This is a genomic window from Erythrobacter sp. AP23 (assembly GCF_001542855.1).
Taxonomy (GTDB): domain Bacteria; phylum Pseudomonadota; class Alphaproteobacteria; order Sphingomonadales; family Sphingomonadaceae; genus Qipengyuania.
The window spans coordinates 77,656-96,389 of sequence record NZ_LNBY01000004.1 but is presented as its reverse complement, the minus strand read 5'-3'; the positions used below and the strand labels follow the sequence as shown (position 1 = coordinate 96,389).

Here is an 18,734-nt window from a genome sequence, read left to right as displayed (position 1 = left end):
GCGTCGCTCATCGCCTCGGAGCGAAGATTGCCGTCCTCGTCGGCGAAGACCTGCATCAGGCGCACCGGGAAGCTCTTGGTAAGATAGTCGATGACGTATTCACGCGGGGACAGATCGATATCGAGCGCTTCGCGTTCTTCCAAGCTAAGGTCGGCAAGGCGTCGGTCGAGCATGGCCTCGGCTGTCGACACGAGCTGCACGACAACCGAATGGTCTTCACCAAGTGCCGCCTCCATCGCGGGGATCAGGCTCGGCAGTTTCATCGAAAGCAGGAGCTGGGCAAAGAAGCGCTGTTTGGTGCCCTCGAAGATCGAGAGTGCTGCTGCCTTGGCGTTCCCATTGAGCGTATCGCCGCTGTCCTCGTCGACCACGCGGGTTGCTTCGAGCGCAGCTTCGAGGTTGCGGTGAATGATCGCCCAGGCATCGGCATAGGCATCGTAGATCCGCACCTGCGCTTCGGTCAGGCTGTGTTCGAGGATCTCGTACTCGACCCCGGCGAAGGAAAGCGCACGGGCAAGATAGAGACCCTGGGCCTTGAGATCACGGGCGACGAGCTCCATCGCCGCGACGCCGCCAGCGCGGATCTCGGTCATGAATGCCTCGTGGGTCGGAAAAGCGGTCTCGGGTCCCCAAAGGCCGAGGCGGGAAGTGTAACCGAGGTTGGCGATATCCGAAGCGCCAGTGGCAGACGCGTAGAGCACGCGGGCGCGCGGGAGATGGTTCTGCAGCCTGAGGCCCGCCATACCCTGTTCGGAGCCCTTGACCTTGCCGCGGGTTGAAGAGCCCCCGAGCGCATTAGCCATCGCATGGGCTTCGTCGAAGGCGATCACGCCGTCGAAATCCTCGCCCGCCCAGGCAAAGATCTGGTCGAGCCGCGTATCCTCGGCGCGGCCCGAGCGCAGCGTCGGATAGGTGACGAAGAGAATGCCTTCGGACGTCGTTACGGGCTGGCCGAGTTTCCAGCGGGAGAGCGGCTGGATGTCGAGCGGCAGCCCACCAAGTGCTTCCCAGTCGCGGCGTGCATCTTCGAGCAGCGCCTCGTTCTTGGTGATCCAGATATGGCGACGCTCGCCGGCGAGCCAGCGGTCCATGATGACCGCGGCGATCTGTCGTCCCTTTCCCGCTCCTGTCCCGTCGCCGAGGAAGAAGCCTTGGCGGTAGGCGTGGCCGTCGTTGGCAAGCTCAAGCGAGGTGCCTTCCTGGCTGACCTTGAATTGACCCGGGAGGTCGTGTGCGAATGCCTGGGCAGCGTAGACCAGTGTCTCGCATTGCGCTTCGGACAAGAGGCCATTGGCCTGCCAATTTGCGGGGAGACGCGGGCAAACATCGGGCTGCGGTGCTGCGACCGAACCCATGGCGACCGATTCCACGAGCGGGGTGGGATGCACCGGCGCATCTTCGAAGGCGATGCGGCTGGGCCGGTAAGGCAGGTAGATGCCTGCCTGTTCGGGCACAGGCGCGGGGTCGGCGAAGACCGAATAGGCAAGGTCGATCGCATTCGCCGTGGCTGCTGGTGTCGCGGCGAACGGCGCCATCGGCCGAACCGGCGCGCTTTGGGCCGAAGTCTTGCCAACGAGGCGCACTGGCTTACCGAGCGGCAGGCGATGGATGTTGGCGGAGGTCTGTACGCGTGGCGGAAGCGCAGTGATAAGCTCGTGGAGCGAGATGAGGTCGGCAGTATCTCCGGTGATCGCAGGCGAGGACGCAGTCGGCGTCTTGTCGAACACAACCAGGCGAACAGCGATCCCCGTTCCTGTCCGGCGAAACATCTGCTGCAAGCGGACATTGAGCAGGAGCGATGCTTCGTCCTGTTCCTTGGCGAAGGTTGAAGCGTCGAAGCCTTCGGGCATGATCGCGACTATCCTCGCCCCAGCGGCTGACGCCCGGATTGCACTGCGCAGGTGGCGCTGCGCCGTCTCACCATCCTTGCCGCGTTCGTGGCTGTGAGCGAACGGCGGGTTCATCAGCACGGCCGACGGAACAGGGCCGCGAAGCAGGTCGGCGATCAGTTCCCCGTCATGCGCGGTGATCGGGGCCGCAGCGAAGATGTGGCCTAGGCTGTCTCGTCTGGCCGGATCGATCTCGTTGAGGAGCAGCGAGGCCTTCCGGACGCTGCCCCATAGGGCAAGCGCACCATTGCCGGCGGACGGTTCGAGCAGCGTGTCGTGCGCAGAGATAGCTGCGGCCCCTGCCATCAGCCAGGTCAGCATTGGCGGGGTCGAGAACTGCTGGAGCTCGACCTGTGCCTCGCTGCGAACATGCCGGGGCGGTAAGGCTGCTTTGAGCCAGTCGAACCGCGCTTCGGCTTCGTGCACGTTCGTCGCCAGATCGATCCGTGAGGACTCTCGCAGCCAGAGCAGTGCGCCGATCTCGACCGCGTTGTTGTAGTCATCGATGGTCCAGGCGCTTCCCCAGTCCATGACGCCGGTTTCCTCGGCGAACAGGCCGGCGATATCGGCGCGGGAAAGGTGACGTCCCGAAGCGAGAAGCTCGGCAATCCCGGCGCCGACGGCGTAAGCCAATGGCACTGACGACTGTTGCTCGCCGGCGGGAAACAGGTCTGATTGAAACATGGCGATTCGTCCTCCTGATGAGGGCATCGGGACACACCCTCTGCCGGATCAGAAATTCGAGAAGCCCTCTCTCCTCTACCGGGCCGTTTTGCGGCGCAGCCATGCTGTGAGTTCGTCGTTCCAGTCGGTGTCGCGCGAGGAAGGCTTGCGAACCTGGATCGTCCGTCCATCGCGGGCATAAGCGGCTAGGCCACGCGACGCGGCCAGCTCACCGCCAGCATCGTGATCGACGAAAAGGTGAAGCTCGGTCACGCTCTCGGGCACGCTCACGAGACCGAAGCGCTCATTGCCCAGGGTCGCCCACACGGGAATGCCGGTGAGAGCATAGGCCGACATCGCGCTCTCGACCCCCTCGGCAAGGCCAAGCTTGCCGGAAACTGGAGCGAAGAGACGAACAGCAGCTTCACCGAGCGCGCCGAGCGCGCGCTTCGGTTTGTCGAAATCGGCCTTGGCATTGCCCGAAAGGAACGTGCGATGGATGGCGATCGGCCCCTCGTCGAGGCTGACCGCCGCAATCATCGCGGGCAAAAAGCGGGCCCGTCCTTCCGGGCCAAGCGGCGTTCGTGGATGGAAGCGGAGCGCGGGAGATGCGGCGAGGATGCCGCGGCTCTCAAGATAAGCCTTTGCCGGAGTGGCACGCAGTGGCTGTGCATCGCGCCAGATCCTCAGCGCTACCGCCGAGAGTTTGCGGGTGCTGGTCGGTTCGGGTTCGTTGGTGGTCATAGAAGCTGAAAAAAGCGCCGGTGCCTCGAAACCTTCACGCGCCAATGCAGACAGTACGCCCTGCTGATCGCACCCCGCGAAACAGTGGAAGAGGATAGCCTGTCGGCCGAGCGACACACTCAGAGACGGCGTGCGGTCATCATGCGCGGGGCAGCAGGCCATCCCCTTTGTGCCGGACCATTTGCCCCCTCGGCTTTCGCAGATCTTGCGGGCGGTGTCCTCAAGCGAGGTACGTGACAGGGTTGAATTCGAAACGGGCATACCGGCTCCATCGCCTCACAATTGCCCCCTCCAGACGAACCCCTCTCCTCTCGGATAAACTTGCAAAAAAACGTTTTCCTACACCCATTCGTTCTATTTATGTTCTCTTGCGGATCGAGGCAAGGTGAAAGGTAATTCGATGCGAATGTCTCTGGTGGCCTGCGGTTGCGCTGCGCTCGCGATTGCGATTTCGGGATCCGCGCGCGCGCAGGAGTTTCAGGTCTTCGACCATGACCTCGCCACAGTTGAGGCTACAACCGACAAAGGGCGCGCTTTCAACCCGACTGCAATCTACTTGGGCAAGCCAGACGGCGGCAAGGCTTATATCGATAGAAGCTTCAAGGAAGCCTTGTATGAGCCACTCATCCGGCAAGCTGAAGCGCGATACCAATTGCCAGCTCGACTGCTTCAGGCCCTGATTTGGCAGGAATCGCGGTTCAACCCGATGGCGATCAGTCCGGCTGGCGCCGCTGGGCTCGCTCAACTCATGCCGGGAACGGCAAGAGAACTTGGTGTCAGCAATCGCCACGATCCGGCTCAGAACATCGATGGCGGCGCGCGGTATCTGAAGCAGATGCTAGAGCGCTTCGGTGCGATCCATCTCGCGCTGGCTGCCTACAACGCTGGACCCGGCGCCGTGTCGCAAGCCGGCGGAATACCGAAAAATCGGGAAACACCTGGATATGTGAAGAGCGTTATTGAGCGATGGATGGCATACAGCAGATCATGAATACGAATCGGAAAAGGATTAGCGGCCGACTTGAGCACCTCCCTCGAGGAGCCGCCATCGTAATCGATGCAGGGGGATCACTGGGTTCTCGAGGACTTTGAGCCGTCGATTGATGATTTCGGGTTTGAAGTCACCGCAGAGGGTGTCGTCGTCGGCCTTGATCGGCTGCGGGTAGAGTGGTTGAGTGCCTGCTAGTCGAGAGTCGCTTGGCAATCAAAGCACAAGTTGCGCTAAGGCCTCCTCAGCGTCGTTTCGAACAAGATGCCCATAGTGGCGTTCGATCATAGCGACACTAGTATCCGCCATTTGCGCAACCGTGAGAATGGGAAGGCCACCGCGAACCAAGTCGGTAATCACGCTGTGGCGCAAAGTGTATGCTGATGTTTGCGCAGGCAGCTCAGATGCCACCACAGCCTTCTTGATCGGACCCTTCCACATATCTTTCGACCATGGGATGCCGTCGCTGCGAGTAAACAACCATGCAGAAGGCAGTTTGCTTTTGGACTGCTCGCTCAAGAAGCTCGCGATGCTTTCCGGCACCGATATCTGGCGGGGCACGCCGTTCTTGTCGGACCCGATTGTAAGTGTTCTCGTCCGTTTCTCAAAATTGCTCACATTGAGCGCAGCCAACGCACCCGGCCGAAGCGGAAGCAAACATAGTGCGCGCACAAATGGCTCTATGTCGGTGTCGAGCTCGGAAAGCAGCCGACGACGTTCTTGCCTGTCCAGATAGAGGTCCCGTCTCCTATCGGCACCTTTGATGGGCTTCAACGCCTCTTGCCACGCCGCGTCCGTCTTCGGTGCGCCTGGAGGTAGAATTCGCCAAAGCGCAGCGCGAAGCGGCACCATGTCTCGGTTGATCGTGGCAGCCGAACGGGCTTTGACTCGTTTGTCGCCCTTCTTGCTCCGACTGATCAATGCGGGAGCATCTTCCAGGCGTTTTCGCCAGTCGCGAAGGTGTCGTCTCCGAAGCTTCGAAAGCTTGATCCGCGCGAGTGGATCGCCGAAAACATGGCGGCGAAACACGCCCTCTGCGATTGAGCCTGGCTTTTCGCTCAAATAGGCTCGACATGCGTCTGCCACGGTCTCAAGCTTCTCAACTTGGATACCTCCGCTTTCGACCAGTTCCGCAAACGTCTCGGCTTCTTTTCTGGCCGCAGCAAATACATCGTTGCCAGTCAGGGATCCAAACCGTCCGAGCGCCTTTCGGCGATACTTCCGCAAATCCTCATCGTAAGCGCGAGCAAACCAGGTTCCATGGCTCCCAAGCTTGGAAGGCCTATACCCGACATACCAACCAGCTTGGAGGCGTTGCCAATAAGGCTCCTTGTCTGCTCTCGGCTTCAATTTGTCGCGCGATCCAATCTTGCTGAGGTCCGGCAAGCCATCCTCCATCCGCGTCGCAAATCGAAAAAGTATGAAAAAAGTATGAAAAACTTATGCGCACGCTTGAGGATGACCATAGACGAAAGATGCTGTTTTTCAAGTATATTTTTCGTCCTCATGCTTCCGCATGAGTCCTAAAACCCATCTTTCACACAGGTGGGGTCGCAAGTTCAATCCTTGCCGCGCCCACCATCTCCTCCGATCCGGAACGACCAAGACCGCCCCTGACGAGGCGGCCTTTGTTCGCCTTATGCCGGAACGCTCAGGCGGCCTTCCTGCCGTTGTCCGTCTTGGGCGCGGTGGAGGTCTTGGATGGCGTCTGTTCCGGGCCTTCCGCCTGCTTCTTGTCGAGGACCTTCTTGGCGACATAGCCGCCGACGCCGAGCGCGACCATTGCAGGAACGCTCATCCGGCGTAGCACGCTGGTCGCGATCACACCCAACGCGGCTCCGCTGGCGCCGCCCAGGCCGCTGGTCCTGCGGGCGATCCGATCGCCCACGAATGCTCCGATTACCTTGCCGATCATGTCGAATTCTCCTTTGGGAGATCAACGACATCGCACACCTGCGGTTCCGCCCGTCATGCGTTGCTTCCGGCTATTCCCCTGGCGAGAAATGCGTTTGCGCGGCGCGCGACCTCCGCAAAATCCGGGTCGCCTTCGCGCGCCCAGATGACGTAACGCAGCCCCAGAAATACGTTCATGCCCATCAACGCCCAGGCCTCGGGCGGGCCGAGATCGGGACGGTATTCACCACCCTCGGCCCCAACCCGCAACCGTTCCTCGATACGCGCTCCGATGGTTTCGTAATGGGCACGATAGCTCTCGGGATCGACGAATTCCGCCTCGTCGATGATGCGGTAGATTTCCTTGTGCTCGGCGGCGAATTCGAGAAAGGCGCGCAGCGCGGCCCGTTCGACCTCGAGTGCGCCCATCGAGGGTTCGATCGCCTCGCGCGCCGCTTTGCCCACGCCCGCACTCATGTCCGAAACCAGCGCGCGGAAGATTGCATCCTTGCTGTCGAAATAGGTGTAGAAAGTCCCCAGGGCTACCCCGGCACTGCGCGTGATGCCGCTGATCGAAGCCTCGTGAAAACCCTTCTCGGCAAATTCGGTAGCAGCCGCATCGAGCAGCTTGCGCAGCGTCCGTCTGCCCCGCTCCGTCCGCGGCGTCTTGTCGCTTGAAACGTCCGTCGCAGCCATTGGTCGATCCCCCCGCAAACTGCGCAAACCTACCAAAACCGACCTGCCGCGCAACAAGAAACTTGAAAGGTGGTTCAACTTTCAGTATTGCTTCAGGCAGATAACAATTCGGGAGGGAGAAACCGCAATGCGTTCGATCAGGATTCTTGCCGCCAGCCTGCTGTGCGGTGCGGCTACGACGGCATTCATCGCCGCGCCGGCGCAGGCACAGCCGGATGACGATCCAATCGCCGAGGCAGCACCGGCCGACGACGGCAACATCATCATCGTTACCGCACGGCGCCGCGAGGAACGCTTGCTCGACGTGCCCGTGGCCGTCAGCGCCCTTAGCGGCGAAGAGCTGTCGCAGCGCGGCGCGCTCGACATTACCGATGTCGGCCAGACCGTGCCCAATGTGACGCTGGAAGCGAGCCGCGCGACCAATTCCACCCTTTCCGCCTTCATCCGCGGTATCGGCCAGCAGGATCCAGTTTCCGGCTTCGAGCAGGGCGTCGGGATCTATCTCGACGATGTCTATCTTAACCGCCCGCAAGCCGCGGTGCTCGACATTTACGACGTCGAACGGATCGAGGTATTGCGCGGACCGCAGGGCACGCTCTACGGCCGCAACACGATCGGCGGTGCGGTCAAATACGTGACCCGGCGCCTGCCGCAGGAGACCGCGCTCAAGGTGCGCGCGACCTACGGCACGTACGACCAGGCGGAAGGCGTCATCACCGCTTCGACCCCGCTCGGCGACCTTGCCCGTATCGGCGGTTCGTTCGCACGACTCTCGCGAGGCGGCTTCGGTGACAATCTCACCACCGGTCTGGAGAATTACAACAAGGATATCTGGGCGGGCCGCGCAAGCCTCGAGCTCGGCGGCTATGGCGAGCCGGTCTTCATCCGCGTCCAGGGGGATTACACCAAGGACAAGAGCAATCCGCGCGGCGGCCATCGTCTGATCCCGGGCCTGAACTCGGGAGCACCGGTGCTCGACAATGTCTTCGATACGCGCGGCGGGCTCAACGACCCCGAACAGGACGTCGAGTCCTACGGAGTGTCGCTGCACGCCGAGGTCGAGCTGGGCGATGCCCTGACGCTCCGTTCGATTTCCGCCTGGCGCAAGGACGACAGCTTCACACCGATCGACTTCGACGCGCTTCCCGCGGTCGATCTCGACGTGCCCGGCGCCTATTTCAACGAACAGGTAAGCCAGGAATTCCAGCTGCTGTGGGACGATGGCGGGCCGTTCAGCGGGCTGCTCGGCTTCTATTATCTCGACGCCAAGGCCGACACGCTGTTCGATGTACGCCTTTTCACCACCTTCCCAGGGTTTACCGCCTTCACTCAGGCCAATGTGGATACCGAAACCTATGCGATCTTCGGCGATTTCACCTACGATCTGAACGAGCAATTCAGCCTGTCGGTCGGGGGGCGCTACACCTGGGATGAACGCAGCGCCGAAATCCTCCGCCAGAACTATCTGGGCGGCGGTTCACCGGTCTTCGGCGGTGCCGGCGTTCCTTTCGGCGGGCCGAGCACCGACTTCGCAGGTAGCCGCGAGTTCAAGAAATTTACGCCCCGGGCCTCGATAAGCTTCAAGCCCACGCCCGATCACAATATTTATGCGAGCTATTCGAAAGGCTTCAAGGGCGGCGGTTTCGATCCGCGCGGGGTCGGCCTCAATGCGCCCACCACGACGCCGGGAGGCCCGACCGACCAGGAAGTCGCCGACTTCTTGAGTTTCGCGCCCGAAGAAGTCGACAGCTACGAGATTGGCTACAAGGGCAATATCGGTATCCTGAACATCGCCGCAGCGGCTTTCTATGCCGATTACACCGACGTTCAGATTCCGGGCTCGGTTGCGTGTGAGGTTGGGGGAGTGACGACCTTCTGCGGCGTCGTCTCCAATGCGGGCAAGGCCACCTTCAAGGGCCTCGAGCTAGAGGCCAATGCACGCTTCCCCGGCGGGTTCGGCCTTGCCGGATCGCTCGGCTATATCGACGCGCAATATGACGAATACATCACCAATATCAACAATGCGCCGGCCGAGGTTGCGGAATTCCGCGTGGTTCAGAACACGCCCGAACTGACCGGCAGCATCACCGCCAGCTATGACACGCCGGTGGGCACAGGCGATCTCTATCTCGCAACGACGCTGTCCTATCGCAGCAAGACCAGCCAATTCGAGATTCCCAACCCCTTCCTCGATCAGGACGGTTTCGCGCTGCTCGATGCCAGCGTGGTCTATACCGCGCCGGACGATCGCTGGAGCGTGGGGATTTACGGCAGGAACCTGTTCGACAAGGAATACAAGACCAGCGGCTATACCTTCGTAGCCACCGATCCGAGAACGGGAGCGATAGTCAACGGCGCGAACGGGTTCCCCATTCCGACCTTGGGCCCCGAAGGCACCTTGACGGCCTTCTACGGCAATCCGCGGCAGGTCTTCGCCACGGTCACCTTTACCTATTGATCTGGTAGAACGGCGCACGGGGTCGGGAGGATTGTTCCCGACCCCTTGCTATTTGGCGGCGCGCCGGCGCGAAGGCAGCGCCTGGTTTTCGACCGGGATGCCGAATGTCTCGGTATAGTCGGCAAAGCGTTCGTTTACTTCGTCTTCGCCGAGGCCGAATTCGGCCAGGCTATAACGATGCGGGTTCCGCTTCAGCTGTGCCGAACGGTCGAGATAGCGCTGCATCCCCGGCACCGCCGGTTCCATGTCGAGACCCAGGAAGCGATAAACCCGCTCCATCGTCGCGCGCCAGTCCTGCTCCATGTCCTCATACTGCACATCGATCATCCGCTCGCGCGGAATGGAATCGCGCGCGCAGCGCATCTTCGCGATCATCTGGTCGGTCTTGTCGAGCCACTGCCGCCCGGTTTCCTGCGGCGAAACGTGATCGGTGTAGATCGTCGTCTGGTTCCACGCCAGCGAGGCCGCGCTGCCGACCACCTGCCGCGGATCGCGATGAGTGAAGATCAGCCGCGCATCGGGAAACACCTCGAGCAGCGCGGGCAGATCGAGCATGTGTTGCGGGGTCTTCAGTATCCACGGCCGCAGCGAGCTTTCCTGCTGCGACCAGCCTATCAGCCGCAGCAGATTGGCCATGTGGCGATAGGCCGGCACGGCGGATTCGTCTGCGCACCAGTCGGCATATCCCGGCACATGCCACTGTGCCTCCCACTTCATCCCGTACATCGAGGCGGCAACCAGGCCGAGTTCTTCCTCGGGCTCGAACGCCCCTGTCGGGTGGATCGACAGCGTGCGCGGATTGGCCAGCCGCGCGACCTTGAGGATACGGCTGGCGAGCTTGGGCCGGAAATCTTCGGCCTCGCCGGCCAGCACAGCCTCGAATTCGGGGCGCGGCACGGGGCTGATCGTCTCGAAGCTACGCAGATGAGCGAAACGCTTGTCGCTCGCCAGCAGCCGGTGAAGACGCGTGGTGCCCGAGCGCATCGGGCCGACGATCACCACCGGGTTCTTGAGCGGCCGGGCGAGGATTTCGGGATGCCGCTTGAACCACATCTGCGTATAGAGCCGATCGCGCAGCACGTGATGGAACATCTTCATGGCGGAAAAGTCGCCCGCCGCATTGAGCTGTGCTTCGCTCCCGACGCTGTCGAGCAGGACGTCGAACGGGCGTTCGAACCAGGGGTCGCCGAAATCGTCGAGGCCGGTCGCATCGACCGCCTGTTCGAGCAGGAAACCTTTTTCGAGCCGCGCCGGGTCGATCACGCCCAGCCTGCGCCCACCCCGGATCACGCCGTCCGCGACATCGATGAAACGCGTGCGGCGCGGCGGCTGGATCGGCTGGTCGTGCAAGCTGGGTGGCCTTTCAAGCTCTTGGAATTGCCCCTCAACGTATGGACGCTAGAAGCGTGCCCGCAAAAGGACAAGGCGCGCCGGTCCGAAGTATCTGGCCAAGGCGAATGCGAAAAGGCATAGGCCCGGCCATGCACGATATTGCCTTTATCAGAGCCAATCCGTCCGACTTCGATGCCGCCCTTGCCCGCCGTGGCGCCGATCCGGTGGCCGACCGCATCATCGCGCTCGACGCCAAGAAGCGCGAGGCGGCAACCAGGGTCCAGCAGGCGCAGAACCGCCGCAACGAGGCCTCCAAGGCGATCGGCCAGGCAATGGGCCAGGGCGATAAGGACAAGGCCGAAGCGCTGAAGGCCGAAGTGGCCGAGATCAAGGCGAGCATGCCCGAATGGGAAGAGGCCGAGCGCGCTGCGGGAGCCGAGCTGCACGATCTGCTCGCCACCCTGCCCAACCTGCCCGCCGACGACGTGCCGCAAGGCGCCGACGAGACCAACAATGTCGAGCAGCACCAGTGGGGCACGAAGCGCGAGTTCGATTTCGAGCCGAAGGAACACGCCGACATCGGCCCCGCGCTGGGAATGGAATTCGAAACCGGCGCCAAGCTCTCGGGCGCGCGCTTCACCTTCCTGCGCGGCGATATCGCCCGGCTGCACCGCGCGCTCGCGCAGTTCATGCTCGACAAGCAGACGCGCGAAAACGGCTATACCGAATGCAATCCGCCCGTGCTGGTCGGCGACGAAGCGATGTACGGTACCGACAAGCTGCCCAAATTCGCCGAGGACAGCTTCCGAACGACCGACGATCGCTGGCTTGTCCCGACCTCGGAAGTCCCGCTCACCTATTCGGTTGCGGGCGATATCCTGCCCGATCTGGCCGAGCCGATCCGCATGACGGCACACACCTTGTGTTTCCGCTCCGAAGCAGGCTCGGCTGGACGCGATACGCGCGGGTTCATTCGCCAGCACCAGTTCGAAAAGGTCGAACTGGTCAGCGTCTGTCGCCCAGAAGACAGCGAGGCCGAGCACGAGCGCATGACGAAGTGCGCCGAAGGAATCCTCGAAGCGCTCAACCTCCCCTATCGCCGCATGCTGCTTTGCACCGGCGACATGGGCTTCGGCGCACGCAAGACCTACGATCTCGAAGTCTGGCTGCCCGGCCAGGGCGCCTGGCGCGAGATTTCGTCCTGTTCGAACACGGGCGATTTTCAGGCCCGCCGGATGAATGCGCGCTATCGCCCCGAAGGCGAGAAGAAGACGCGGTTCGTCCATACGCTCAACGGCTCGGGCCTGGCAGTCGGGCGCACGCTGGTCGCGGTGATGGAAAACTACCAAAACGCCGACGGCAGCGTCGATGTACCCGACGTGCTCGCCCCCTATATGGGCGGCATCTCGATATTGGTACCACGGTAGAATTCCGTTCGCCCTGAGCTTGTCGAAGGGCTGTCCTTTTCTTTGAGTGCTGTGCCTGAAGTGAAGAACGGTGCTTCGACAAGGTCAGCACGAACGGATAGAGAGAGTGTCGCTTTGAGAATTCTCCTCACCAATGACGACGGCATCCATGCACCCGGGCTCGAGGTGCTCGAAGCGATTGCGCGCCAGTTTTCGGACGATATCTGGGTCTGCGCGCCCGACGAGGAGCAGTCAGGGATGGGCCACGCTCTGACGCTGACCCGCCCGGTACGCCTTCGCAAGCATGGCGATCGCCGCTTTTCGGTAACCGGAACGCCCACCGATGCAGTGACGATGGGACTGCGCAAAGTCATCGACAGCCCGCCCGACGTGATTCTTTCCGGCGTCAATCGCGGCGCTAACCTGGCCGACGACATCACCTATTCGGGCACCGTCTCAGCGGCCATCGAGGGAGCGCTGGCCGGGGTACGCTCGATCGCGCTGAGCCAGGTCTACTCCAAGGAAGGAATGGGCGAGGACGGCCCCTTCGCACCGGCCATCGAATGGGGCGCGAAAGTGCTGGCGCCCCTGCTCGACACACCGCTTCCCAAGCGCACGCTGGTCAATGTCAACTTCCCGCCCGTGCCGCCGTCCGATGTGAAGGGCATTCGTGCCGTGCGGCAGGGATTTCACGACTATTCGCGCGGTACGGTGGTCGAAGGTCGCGATCCGCGCGGGTTCCAATATTACTGGTTCGGCCTCGAAGCGATCGAGCACACGCTCGACCATGGCACCGACCTCGAGGCTATCGACGAAGGGTACATCTCGGTCACGCCGCTGCAGCTCGACCTGACGCATCACGCCTCGCTCGGCGCGCTGGCGGATCGCTACGAAGGGTGAACGACCGCATTCCTATTGACCCCAAGGGGTTGCGGGCGCACCAAGGCGCGCGATGAGCAGCGACAAGCAGGTCGACAGGATCGCTCCTTCCAGCCCGCCCCGCACCTATCGCGGGCCGCGGTTCCAGCCGCTGAGGCGCGCGGTCAGGCTTCCGGTCTGGGGCGATCTCGGCATCAGGCTGGGTGCCGCGCTGTTCCTGATCTTCATCGTCATCATGGTCCACTGGTGGGACCGCGAGGGACTGGTCGACAATCTCGACGGCGAGGTCAGCTTTCTCGACGTCATCTATTTCACGATGATTTCGATCACCACCACCGGCTTTGGCGACATCGCACCGATTTCCGACCGCGCCCGCCTGGTCGAGGCCGTGATCGTTACGCCGATCCGCTTTGCCGTGTTCTTCATATTCGTCGGCACGGCCTATAACTTCATCATCAAGCGCAGCTGGGAGAAATGGCGCATGGCCCGCATCCAGGAACAGCTCTCCGATCACATCGTAGTGCTCGGCTACGGCATTTCCGGCTCCGAAGCGGTCAGCGAATTGATCGAACGGGGCACCGATCCTTCGTGCATCGTGGTGATCGATCCCAGCGAGGACCGCCTGCAAGAGGCCGAAGCGCTGGGCTGCAATGTCATGGCCGCCGATGCCACGCGTGACCAGACTTTGAAAGCGGTTCGCATCGCGCAAGCGCAGAACGTGCTCGTCTCCGCCGGGCGCGACGATACTACCATCCTCATCACGCTGACCGTGCGCGCGCTTGCCCCGCAAGTGCCGATCAGTGCGGTGGTTCGAGCAGACGACAACGAATCGCTCGCCCGGCAGGCGGGGGCGGACAATGTCATCAACCCGGTTCGGTTTACCGGCCTGTTATTGGCCGGCAGCGCTAAGGGTGAGCACATCGCCGAATATCTCGCCGACCTCGCCAGCGTCACCGGCCGCGTGCAATTGGTCGAGCGCACGATCACCGAGGAGGAATGCGGTTGCGCGATCAGCGAATTGCGCACCGGTGGCAGGGGCCTGCGCATCTATCGCAACGGAAAGGCACTCGGCTTCTGGGAAGAGGAGTGCCAAAACCTGCAACCCGGGGACGTGGTCGTCGAGATCGTGCCTACCACCAATGGCGAAACCAAGGGCGACGGACATGACCGCGACGATCGCATCGACGCCCAAGTCTAGCGGAAGTACAGGAATACACCGCCCATCGCGGCCATGCCGACGATGAAGTGCCCGGCATCTATGAGAAAATGGGCCAACGTCTTGCGTAGATAGAGATAATTGATGCCGATCGCCGGGACCATGATCGTGGCGCCAAAGCCGACCGCCATCATCATGACCGCCCGGTCGCTGGCCCCGGTACGCTGGATCGCATGCCACAGGGTCGAAGCGATGATCACTTCGGCCAAGAAAGTGAGAGCGAAAATCACCGCCATATTGCCGCCCTGAAGCTGTTCGTCGCTCACTCCCGCCGCCTTTTGCCAGGCCTTTGCGAACAGCACCCCGTACCAGATCGCCCCTACAAGGAAGAAGGCCAACGCGCCGAGCAATACGGGCAACCAATTGATCTCGCCCATCTATGTTTCTCCCCGATCTTCTCGATACGTTCGACGCTAGCCTAAAGCCGCGCATAGGTGTAGAGGCGCGCGCAATCATGACTACCCAGACGATCCCGATCCCCGACCAGAAGAAGGTCGGCATGGTTTCCCTCGGCTGCCCTAAGGCACTGGTCGACAGCGAGCGCATCCTGACCCGCCTGCGCGCCGACGGATATGCGATGAGTCCCGATTACGCCGGCGCCGACGTGGTGCTGGTCAACACCTGTGGCTTTCTCGACTCCGCCAAGGAAGAGAGCCTCCAGGCGATCGGCGAGGCGATCGCCGAAAACGGCCGGGTCATCGTGACCGGTTGCATGGGCGAAGAAGCCGATGCGATCCGCGCGGCGCACCCCAGCGTGCTCGCAGTGACTGGAGCGCATCAGTACGAGGCAGTCGTGGACGCGGTCCACGAGCACGCTCCGCCCTCGCAAGGCCCCTATATCGACCTGATTCCGCAGCCGGATGTCAAGCTGACGCCGCGTCACTACAGCTATCTGAAAATCTCCGAAGGCTGCAACCATTCCTGCGCCTTCTGCATTATTCCCGACCTGCGCGGGAAGCTCGCGAGCCGCCGGATCGATGCGGTGCTACGCGAGGCTGAAAAACTGGTCGCCGCGGGCACCAAGGAGCTGCTGGTCATAAGCCAGGACACCAGCGCCTATGGTGTCGACACACGTCATGAGGAACGCGTCTGGAAGGGCGAGCCGGTGCGCGCGCACATGACCGATCTGGCGCGTGAACTCGGCCAGCTCGATGCCGGCGACGGCACGCCGCCGTGGGTGCGGCTGCATTATGTCTACCCCTACCCCCATGTCGATGCGGTCATCCCGTTGATGGCCGAGGGGCTGCTGACGCCCTATCTCGACATCCCGTTCCAGCACGCCAGCCCCAAGGTGCTGCGCGCCATGAAACGCCCGGCCAACGAGGCCAAGGTGCTCGAACGGCTCAAGCGCTGGCGCGAGATCTGTCCCGAGATCGCCATCCGTTCTAGCTTCGTTGTCGGCTTCCCCGGCGAAACCGAAGAGGATTTCCAATACCTGCTCGATTGGCTCGAGGAAGCGCAGCTCGACCGTGTGGGCGCGTTCCGCTTCGAGCCGGTGGAAGGTGCGCAGGCAAACAGCCTCCCGGATCCGGTGACCGAAGAGGTCAAGGAAGATCGCTACGCCCGGATCATGGAAGTGACCGAGCGGATCAGCGCGGCCAAGCTCGCTGACAAGGTGGGCTTGCAAATTCCGGTGATCATCGACGAAATCGGCGCACCCGACGAGGATGGCGATGTCGGGGCCACCGGCCGCAGCCAGGCCGATGCACCCGAAATTGACGGCGCCGTCTACCTTCGCAACGTGCCAAAAGATCTCGCTCAGGGCGATATTGTAGCTGTTTCGATCGAGGACAGCGATGCGCACGACCTCTACGGTGCGGTAGCCTGATACACCGGGGAAAACGGTTAACTGTGAACGCTCACTGCGGCATCCTGCAGCTATCCCCCTCAACCGTAACGGAAATTCGTGAGAAATGGCGCGAGTTTTTTTGGTCCCTGCCAATGCGCCTTTACCCAAAACCCTAAAGCACTGTTTACCTTCGCAAGCCGCAGCAGCCTTGGGCTGTGGGGTTCTTCCATCGCCGCCATCAAATCTTTCTTAAACTTAAGAGCGCCATAAGGGCGTTCGATGGGTGAGACACGCTTCTCGAAACTTGCCGGGCCGATACTCGGTAGCGGGCGCGCGCTGTTCGGCGGGCGCCTGTTCGAACGCTTGCGGCACGTGCTGTGGGCGGGGCTGTTGAGCCTTGCGATGTTTGCAACCTACCTCCTGGAACCTGCAGATCAATTTCTCTGGCTGATCCAGTCGCGAATTGCAGACCGGAGTCCTTCGGGCGACATCGTTTTCGTGGCTTCTGACGAGGCGTTGAACGATCCAAAGAATCCCCAGCGACGCTACGAACTCGCCGCCGCGCTGGACGAACTCGACCGGCAGGGCGCCGGGAAGGTGTTTCTCGACATAACCTTCGCCGAATCCAGCGACCCTCGAGCCGATGAGCGGCTAGCGCAATCGATTGCCGATCTGGGTCCGAGGATCACCCTGGTCGACCGAATTGTCGAGGGAACCGCCGTCGAGGAAGTACGCCACGCTACCTCCCCCGCCATAGCCGGGCCGGTGAACCGGGTTGTATCGGACCAGACCGATCGCAACTGGTTGGGTTTCGCATGGAAGCTGCAACATGTTTATGATGTTGGCGGGCGCCCCATGCGCTCCTTCTCGTCTGCGATAAGCGGTATAGAACTAGAGAATAACAGCCGGTTTTCCGTCGACTACGGCTTTGCCCACAGTGAGATTGCAGTCATCCCTATTACTGCATTGTCAGAGGGCATTTCGAGCGTAGAAAAATTGCCGGTCGAAACAACAGGGAAGACCGTGATTGTCGGTCACTCCGGCTTGGTTCCCGGGAGCCAGCAACGGATACCGCGGAAAATCGACGCGGCGGCCAGCTATGTTGACATCTATGGCGGCGAGACCCTCAAGGCCGGCAAAACCGGACTGGTACGCGGACCGGCCGTACTGGCCCTTTTTGCCGCATTGCTGCTCATTGCCCTCACGCTCGGCACTAGTCGTAAACGCCGATGGATTGCATACTCCGGTATTGCCGTTCTTGCACCTGTTATCCTTCTCGCTACCGCAAAAGTCGGATTACGCATCGAGCTGTCTTATGCGCTCGGTTTCCTGGCGGTCTATGCCGCGCTCCGTTCCCGGATGCGTTGGAAGCGGCGCGTCGAAATGGTCAATCTGGAAACGGGATTGCCGAAGCTTCGCGCTCTCGAAGCGCGGCTTCTCCGCGATTCGATAGGCAATGGACACATCGTCATCGCCAAGATCCAAAATTACGAACGCGTGCTGAAGACGCTCAGGTCGGACGAAAAGGGCAGTTATGTCCTAAAGCTCGTCGACCGGCTGCGCGCGGCGGATCCGCATCTGGCGGTCTACAGCGAGGGCCACCATCTCGGCTGGTACGTGGCGAGCGACGAAACCGACGCGGTCGTCGAACATCTCGAAGGTCTTCGCGCGATCTTTGCCGCTCCGGTCCAGGTCGGTGGGTTTTCGGTCGACGTGGGCATTACGTTCGGAATTGCCTCGATCGAGGGCGATCCTCCGGCACGCCTCGCCGCGGCAGTCGCTGCGGCAGAAGAAACTTCCGAGGCTCACAATCCCATTGCGATTGCCGAGACCGGATCGCAAAGCGACCTCCTCTGGGACATCTCGCTAAGAGCGCGCATCGACGAGGCGATGGAAGCGGGCGAAATCTACTGCGTCTACCAGCCTCAGATCGATCTGAATTCGAAATCGATCGTCGGGGTCGAGGCACTGGTGCGCTGGCACGATCCAGCGCGTGGCTTCATCTCGCCCATGCACTTCATCCAGCAGTGCGAAAAAGCGGGACGGATGGAGCATCTTACACGCTACGTGCTCCAGAGCGCCTGTTCGGCCGGCCAGTTGCTGCATTTCCGCGGCCGAAAGATCTCGATGGCGGTGAACATCTCGGCTACTCTGCTCGGCGACATGCGGATTGCCGGAATCGTGCGAAATGCCCTTCAGGCGACGCGCTTCGATCCACGGTCTCTCGTCCTCGAGATCACGGAGACGGCCCGTATCTCGGATCATACGGTAGCGGCGAGCATCATCGAGGAACTCAAGGCGATCGGCGTCAAGATCTCGATGGACGACTTCGGGATCGGCTCATCCAGCTACGAAGCATTCTACGAACTGCCGTTCGACGAACTCAAGATCGACCGCCTCTTCGTGACGAACATGGCGCGCGACCCCAAGGCGCGGGCAATTGTCGCGAGCATTGCCGCAATGGGACGCGAGGCGCGAATCACCGTCGTCGCCGAAGGGCTTGAGAACCCCCAGGATATTGGTTTGCTGGAGGAAATCGGCTGCGAGCAGGTGCAGGGCTTCGCCTTTTCCAGACCCGTATCCCTATCTAACTTGTTGGAATTAAAGGACTTTGGCAAAAACAGGGCGGCGGCGAACATGGTTTAGACTTTACAAACAGACATGGTTAATGAATAGTTACCTCCACACTCAAAGGAGGTACGACCATGTGGAATTTCTGGGAATGGCTGTTCGACGGCTAAGCCGCGATCAAGCATAGAAGGTAAAGGGCCCCTTTTGCGG

The 18,734-nt window shown here is 61.6% G+C and carries 15 protein-coding genes; 8 read left to right on the top strand and 7 right to left on the bottom strand.

Features of this window, described 5'->3' with window-relative positions; translation table 11 throughout:
• Together ASS64_RS04820 and ASS64_RS16345 are read right to left on the bottom strand one after the other, a co-directional pair.
• A partial coding sequence (locus ASS64_RS04820; protein WP_198147647.1) for a strawberry notch family protein occupies positions 1-2,573 on the bottom strand: 2,573 nt, incomplete at its 3' end.
• A gap of 75 nt (positions 2,574-2,648) precedes the next feature.
• Positions 2,649-3,557, bottom strand: coding sequence for a toprim domain-containing protein (locus tag ASS64_RS16345; protein WP_083508182.1), 909 nt, complete (start codon positions 3,555-3,557; stop codon positions 2,649-2,651).
• 145 nt (positions 3,558-3,702) lie between these two features.
• Here ASS64_RS16345 and ASS64_RS04810 point away from each other — a divergent pair, with 145 nt between their 5' ends.
• Complete coding sequence (locus ASS64_RS04810; RefSeq protein WP_067690743.1) at positions 3,703-4,287, top strand: lytic transglycosylase domain-containing protein; 585 nt, start codon at positions 3,703-3,705, stop codon at positions 4,285-4,287.
• Between the two features lie 66 nt (positions 4,288-4,353).
• Positions 4,354-4,482, top strand: coding sequence for a DUF5818 domain-containing protein (locus tag ASS64_RS16920; protein ID WP_234002328.1), 129 nt, complete (start codon positions 4,354-4,356; stop codon positions 4,480-4,482).
• Positions 4,483-4,500: 18 nt separating this feature from the next.
• Here ASS64_RS16920 and ASS64_RS04800 read toward each other — a convergent pair whose 3' ends face one another.
• The 3 genes from ASS64_RS04800 to ASS64_RS04790 all read right to left on the bottom strand — a co-directional run bounded on the left by ASS64_RS04800 (position 4,501) and on the right by ASS64_RS04790 (position 6,873).
• Positions 4,501-5,670 carry a tyrosine-type recombinase/integrase gene (locus ASS64_RS04800; RefSeq protein ID WP_369815353.1) on the bottom strand — a complete coding sequence of 390 codons (1,170 nt, stop codon included), beginning with the start codon at positions 5,668-5,670 and terminating at the stop codon, positions 4,501-4,503.
• A gap of 265 nt (positions 5,671-5,935) precedes the next feature.
• Complete coding sequence (locus ASS64_RS04795; protein ID WP_198147646.1) at positions 5,936-6,199, bottom strand: hypothetical protein; 264 nt, start codon at positions 6,197-6,199, stop codon at positions 5,936-5,938.
• 53 nt (positions 6,200-6,252) lie between these two features.
• Positions 6,253-6,873 (bottom strand): TetR/AcrR family transcriptional regulator, encoded by a 621-nt coding sequence (locus ASS64_RS04790; RefSeq protein ID WP_067690738.1) that lies wholly within the window; start codon positions 6,871-6,873, stop codon positions 6,253-6,255.
• A 127-nt stretch (positions 6,874-7,000) separates the two neighbouring features.
• On the opposite strand from ASS64_RS04790, the gene ASS64_RS04785 reads away from it, so the two are divergent.
• Positions 7,001-9,331, top strand: a complete 2,331-nt coding sequence (locus ASS64_RS04785) for a TonB-dependent receptor (RefSeq protein ID WP_067690735.1) — start codon at positions 7,001-7,003, stop codon at positions 9,329-9,331.
• A gap of 48 nt (positions 9,332-9,379) precedes the next feature.
• Here the strand turns inward: ASS64_RS04785 and ASS64_RS04780 are convergent, their stop codons facing one another.
• Entirely contained in the window at positions 9,380-10,681 is a 1,302-nt protein-coding gene (locus ASS64_RS04780) for a sulfotransferase (RefSeq protein ID WP_234002327.1), read from the bottom strand.
• Positions 10,682-10,812: 131 nt separating this feature from the next.
• On the opposite strand from ASS64_RS04780, the gene serS reads away from it, so the two are divergent.
• From serS to ASS64_RS04765, 3 genes are all read left to right on the top strand, one after another.
• Positions 10,813-12,090, top strand: coding sequence for a serine--tRNA ligase (gene serS / locus ASS64_RS04775; RefSeq protein ID WP_067690732.1), 1,278 nt, complete (start codon positions 10,813-10,815; stop codon positions 12,088-12,090).
• A gap of 114 nt (positions 12,091-12,204) precedes the next feature.
• Entirely contained in the window at positions 12,205-12,969 is a 765-nt protein-coding gene (surE, locus tag ASS64_RS04770; protein ID WP_067690729.1) for a 5'/3'-nucleotidase SurE, read from the top strand.
• Between the two features lie 52 nt (positions 12,970-13,021).
• Positions 13,022-14,146 carry a TrkA family potassium uptake protein gene (locus ASS64_RS04765; protein WP_083508181.1) on the top strand — a complete coding sequence of 375 codons (1,125 nt, stop codon included), beginning with the start codon at positions 13,022-13,024 and terminating at the stop codon, positions 14,144-14,146.
• Here ASS64_RS04765 and ASS64_RS04760 read toward each other — a convergent pair.
• The gene (locus ASS64_RS04760) at positions 14,143-14,541 is read right to left on the bottom strand and encodes a DUF1761 domain-containing protein (RefSeq protein ID WP_067690726.1); all 399 of its coding nucleotides are present in this window, start codon (positions 14,539-14,541) and stop codon (positions 14,143-14,145) included. The two genes, ASS64_RS04765 and ASS64_RS04760, sit on opposite strands and share 4 nt — an antisense overlap.
• Positions 14,542-14,618: 77 nt before the next feature.
• On the opposite strand from ASS64_RS04760, the gene rimO reads away from it, so the two are divergent.
• Both rimO and ASS64_RS04750 read left to right on the top strand, forming a co-directional pair.
• Positions 14,619-15,992, top strand: a complete 1,374-nt coding sequence (rimO, locus tag ASS64_RS04755) for a 30S ribosomal protein S12 methylthiotransferase RimO (RefSeq protein WP_067690764.1) — start codon at positions 14,619-14,621, stop codon at positions 15,990-15,992.
• A gap of 351 nt (positions 15,993-16,343) precedes the next feature.
• Positions 16,344-18,599 (top strand): EAL domain-containing protein, encoded by a 2,256-nt coding sequence (locus ASS64_RS04750; protein ID WP_198147645.1) that lies wholly within the window; start codon positions 16,344-16,346, stop codon positions 18,597-18,599.
• Positions 18,600-18,734: the final 135 nt, after the last annotated feature.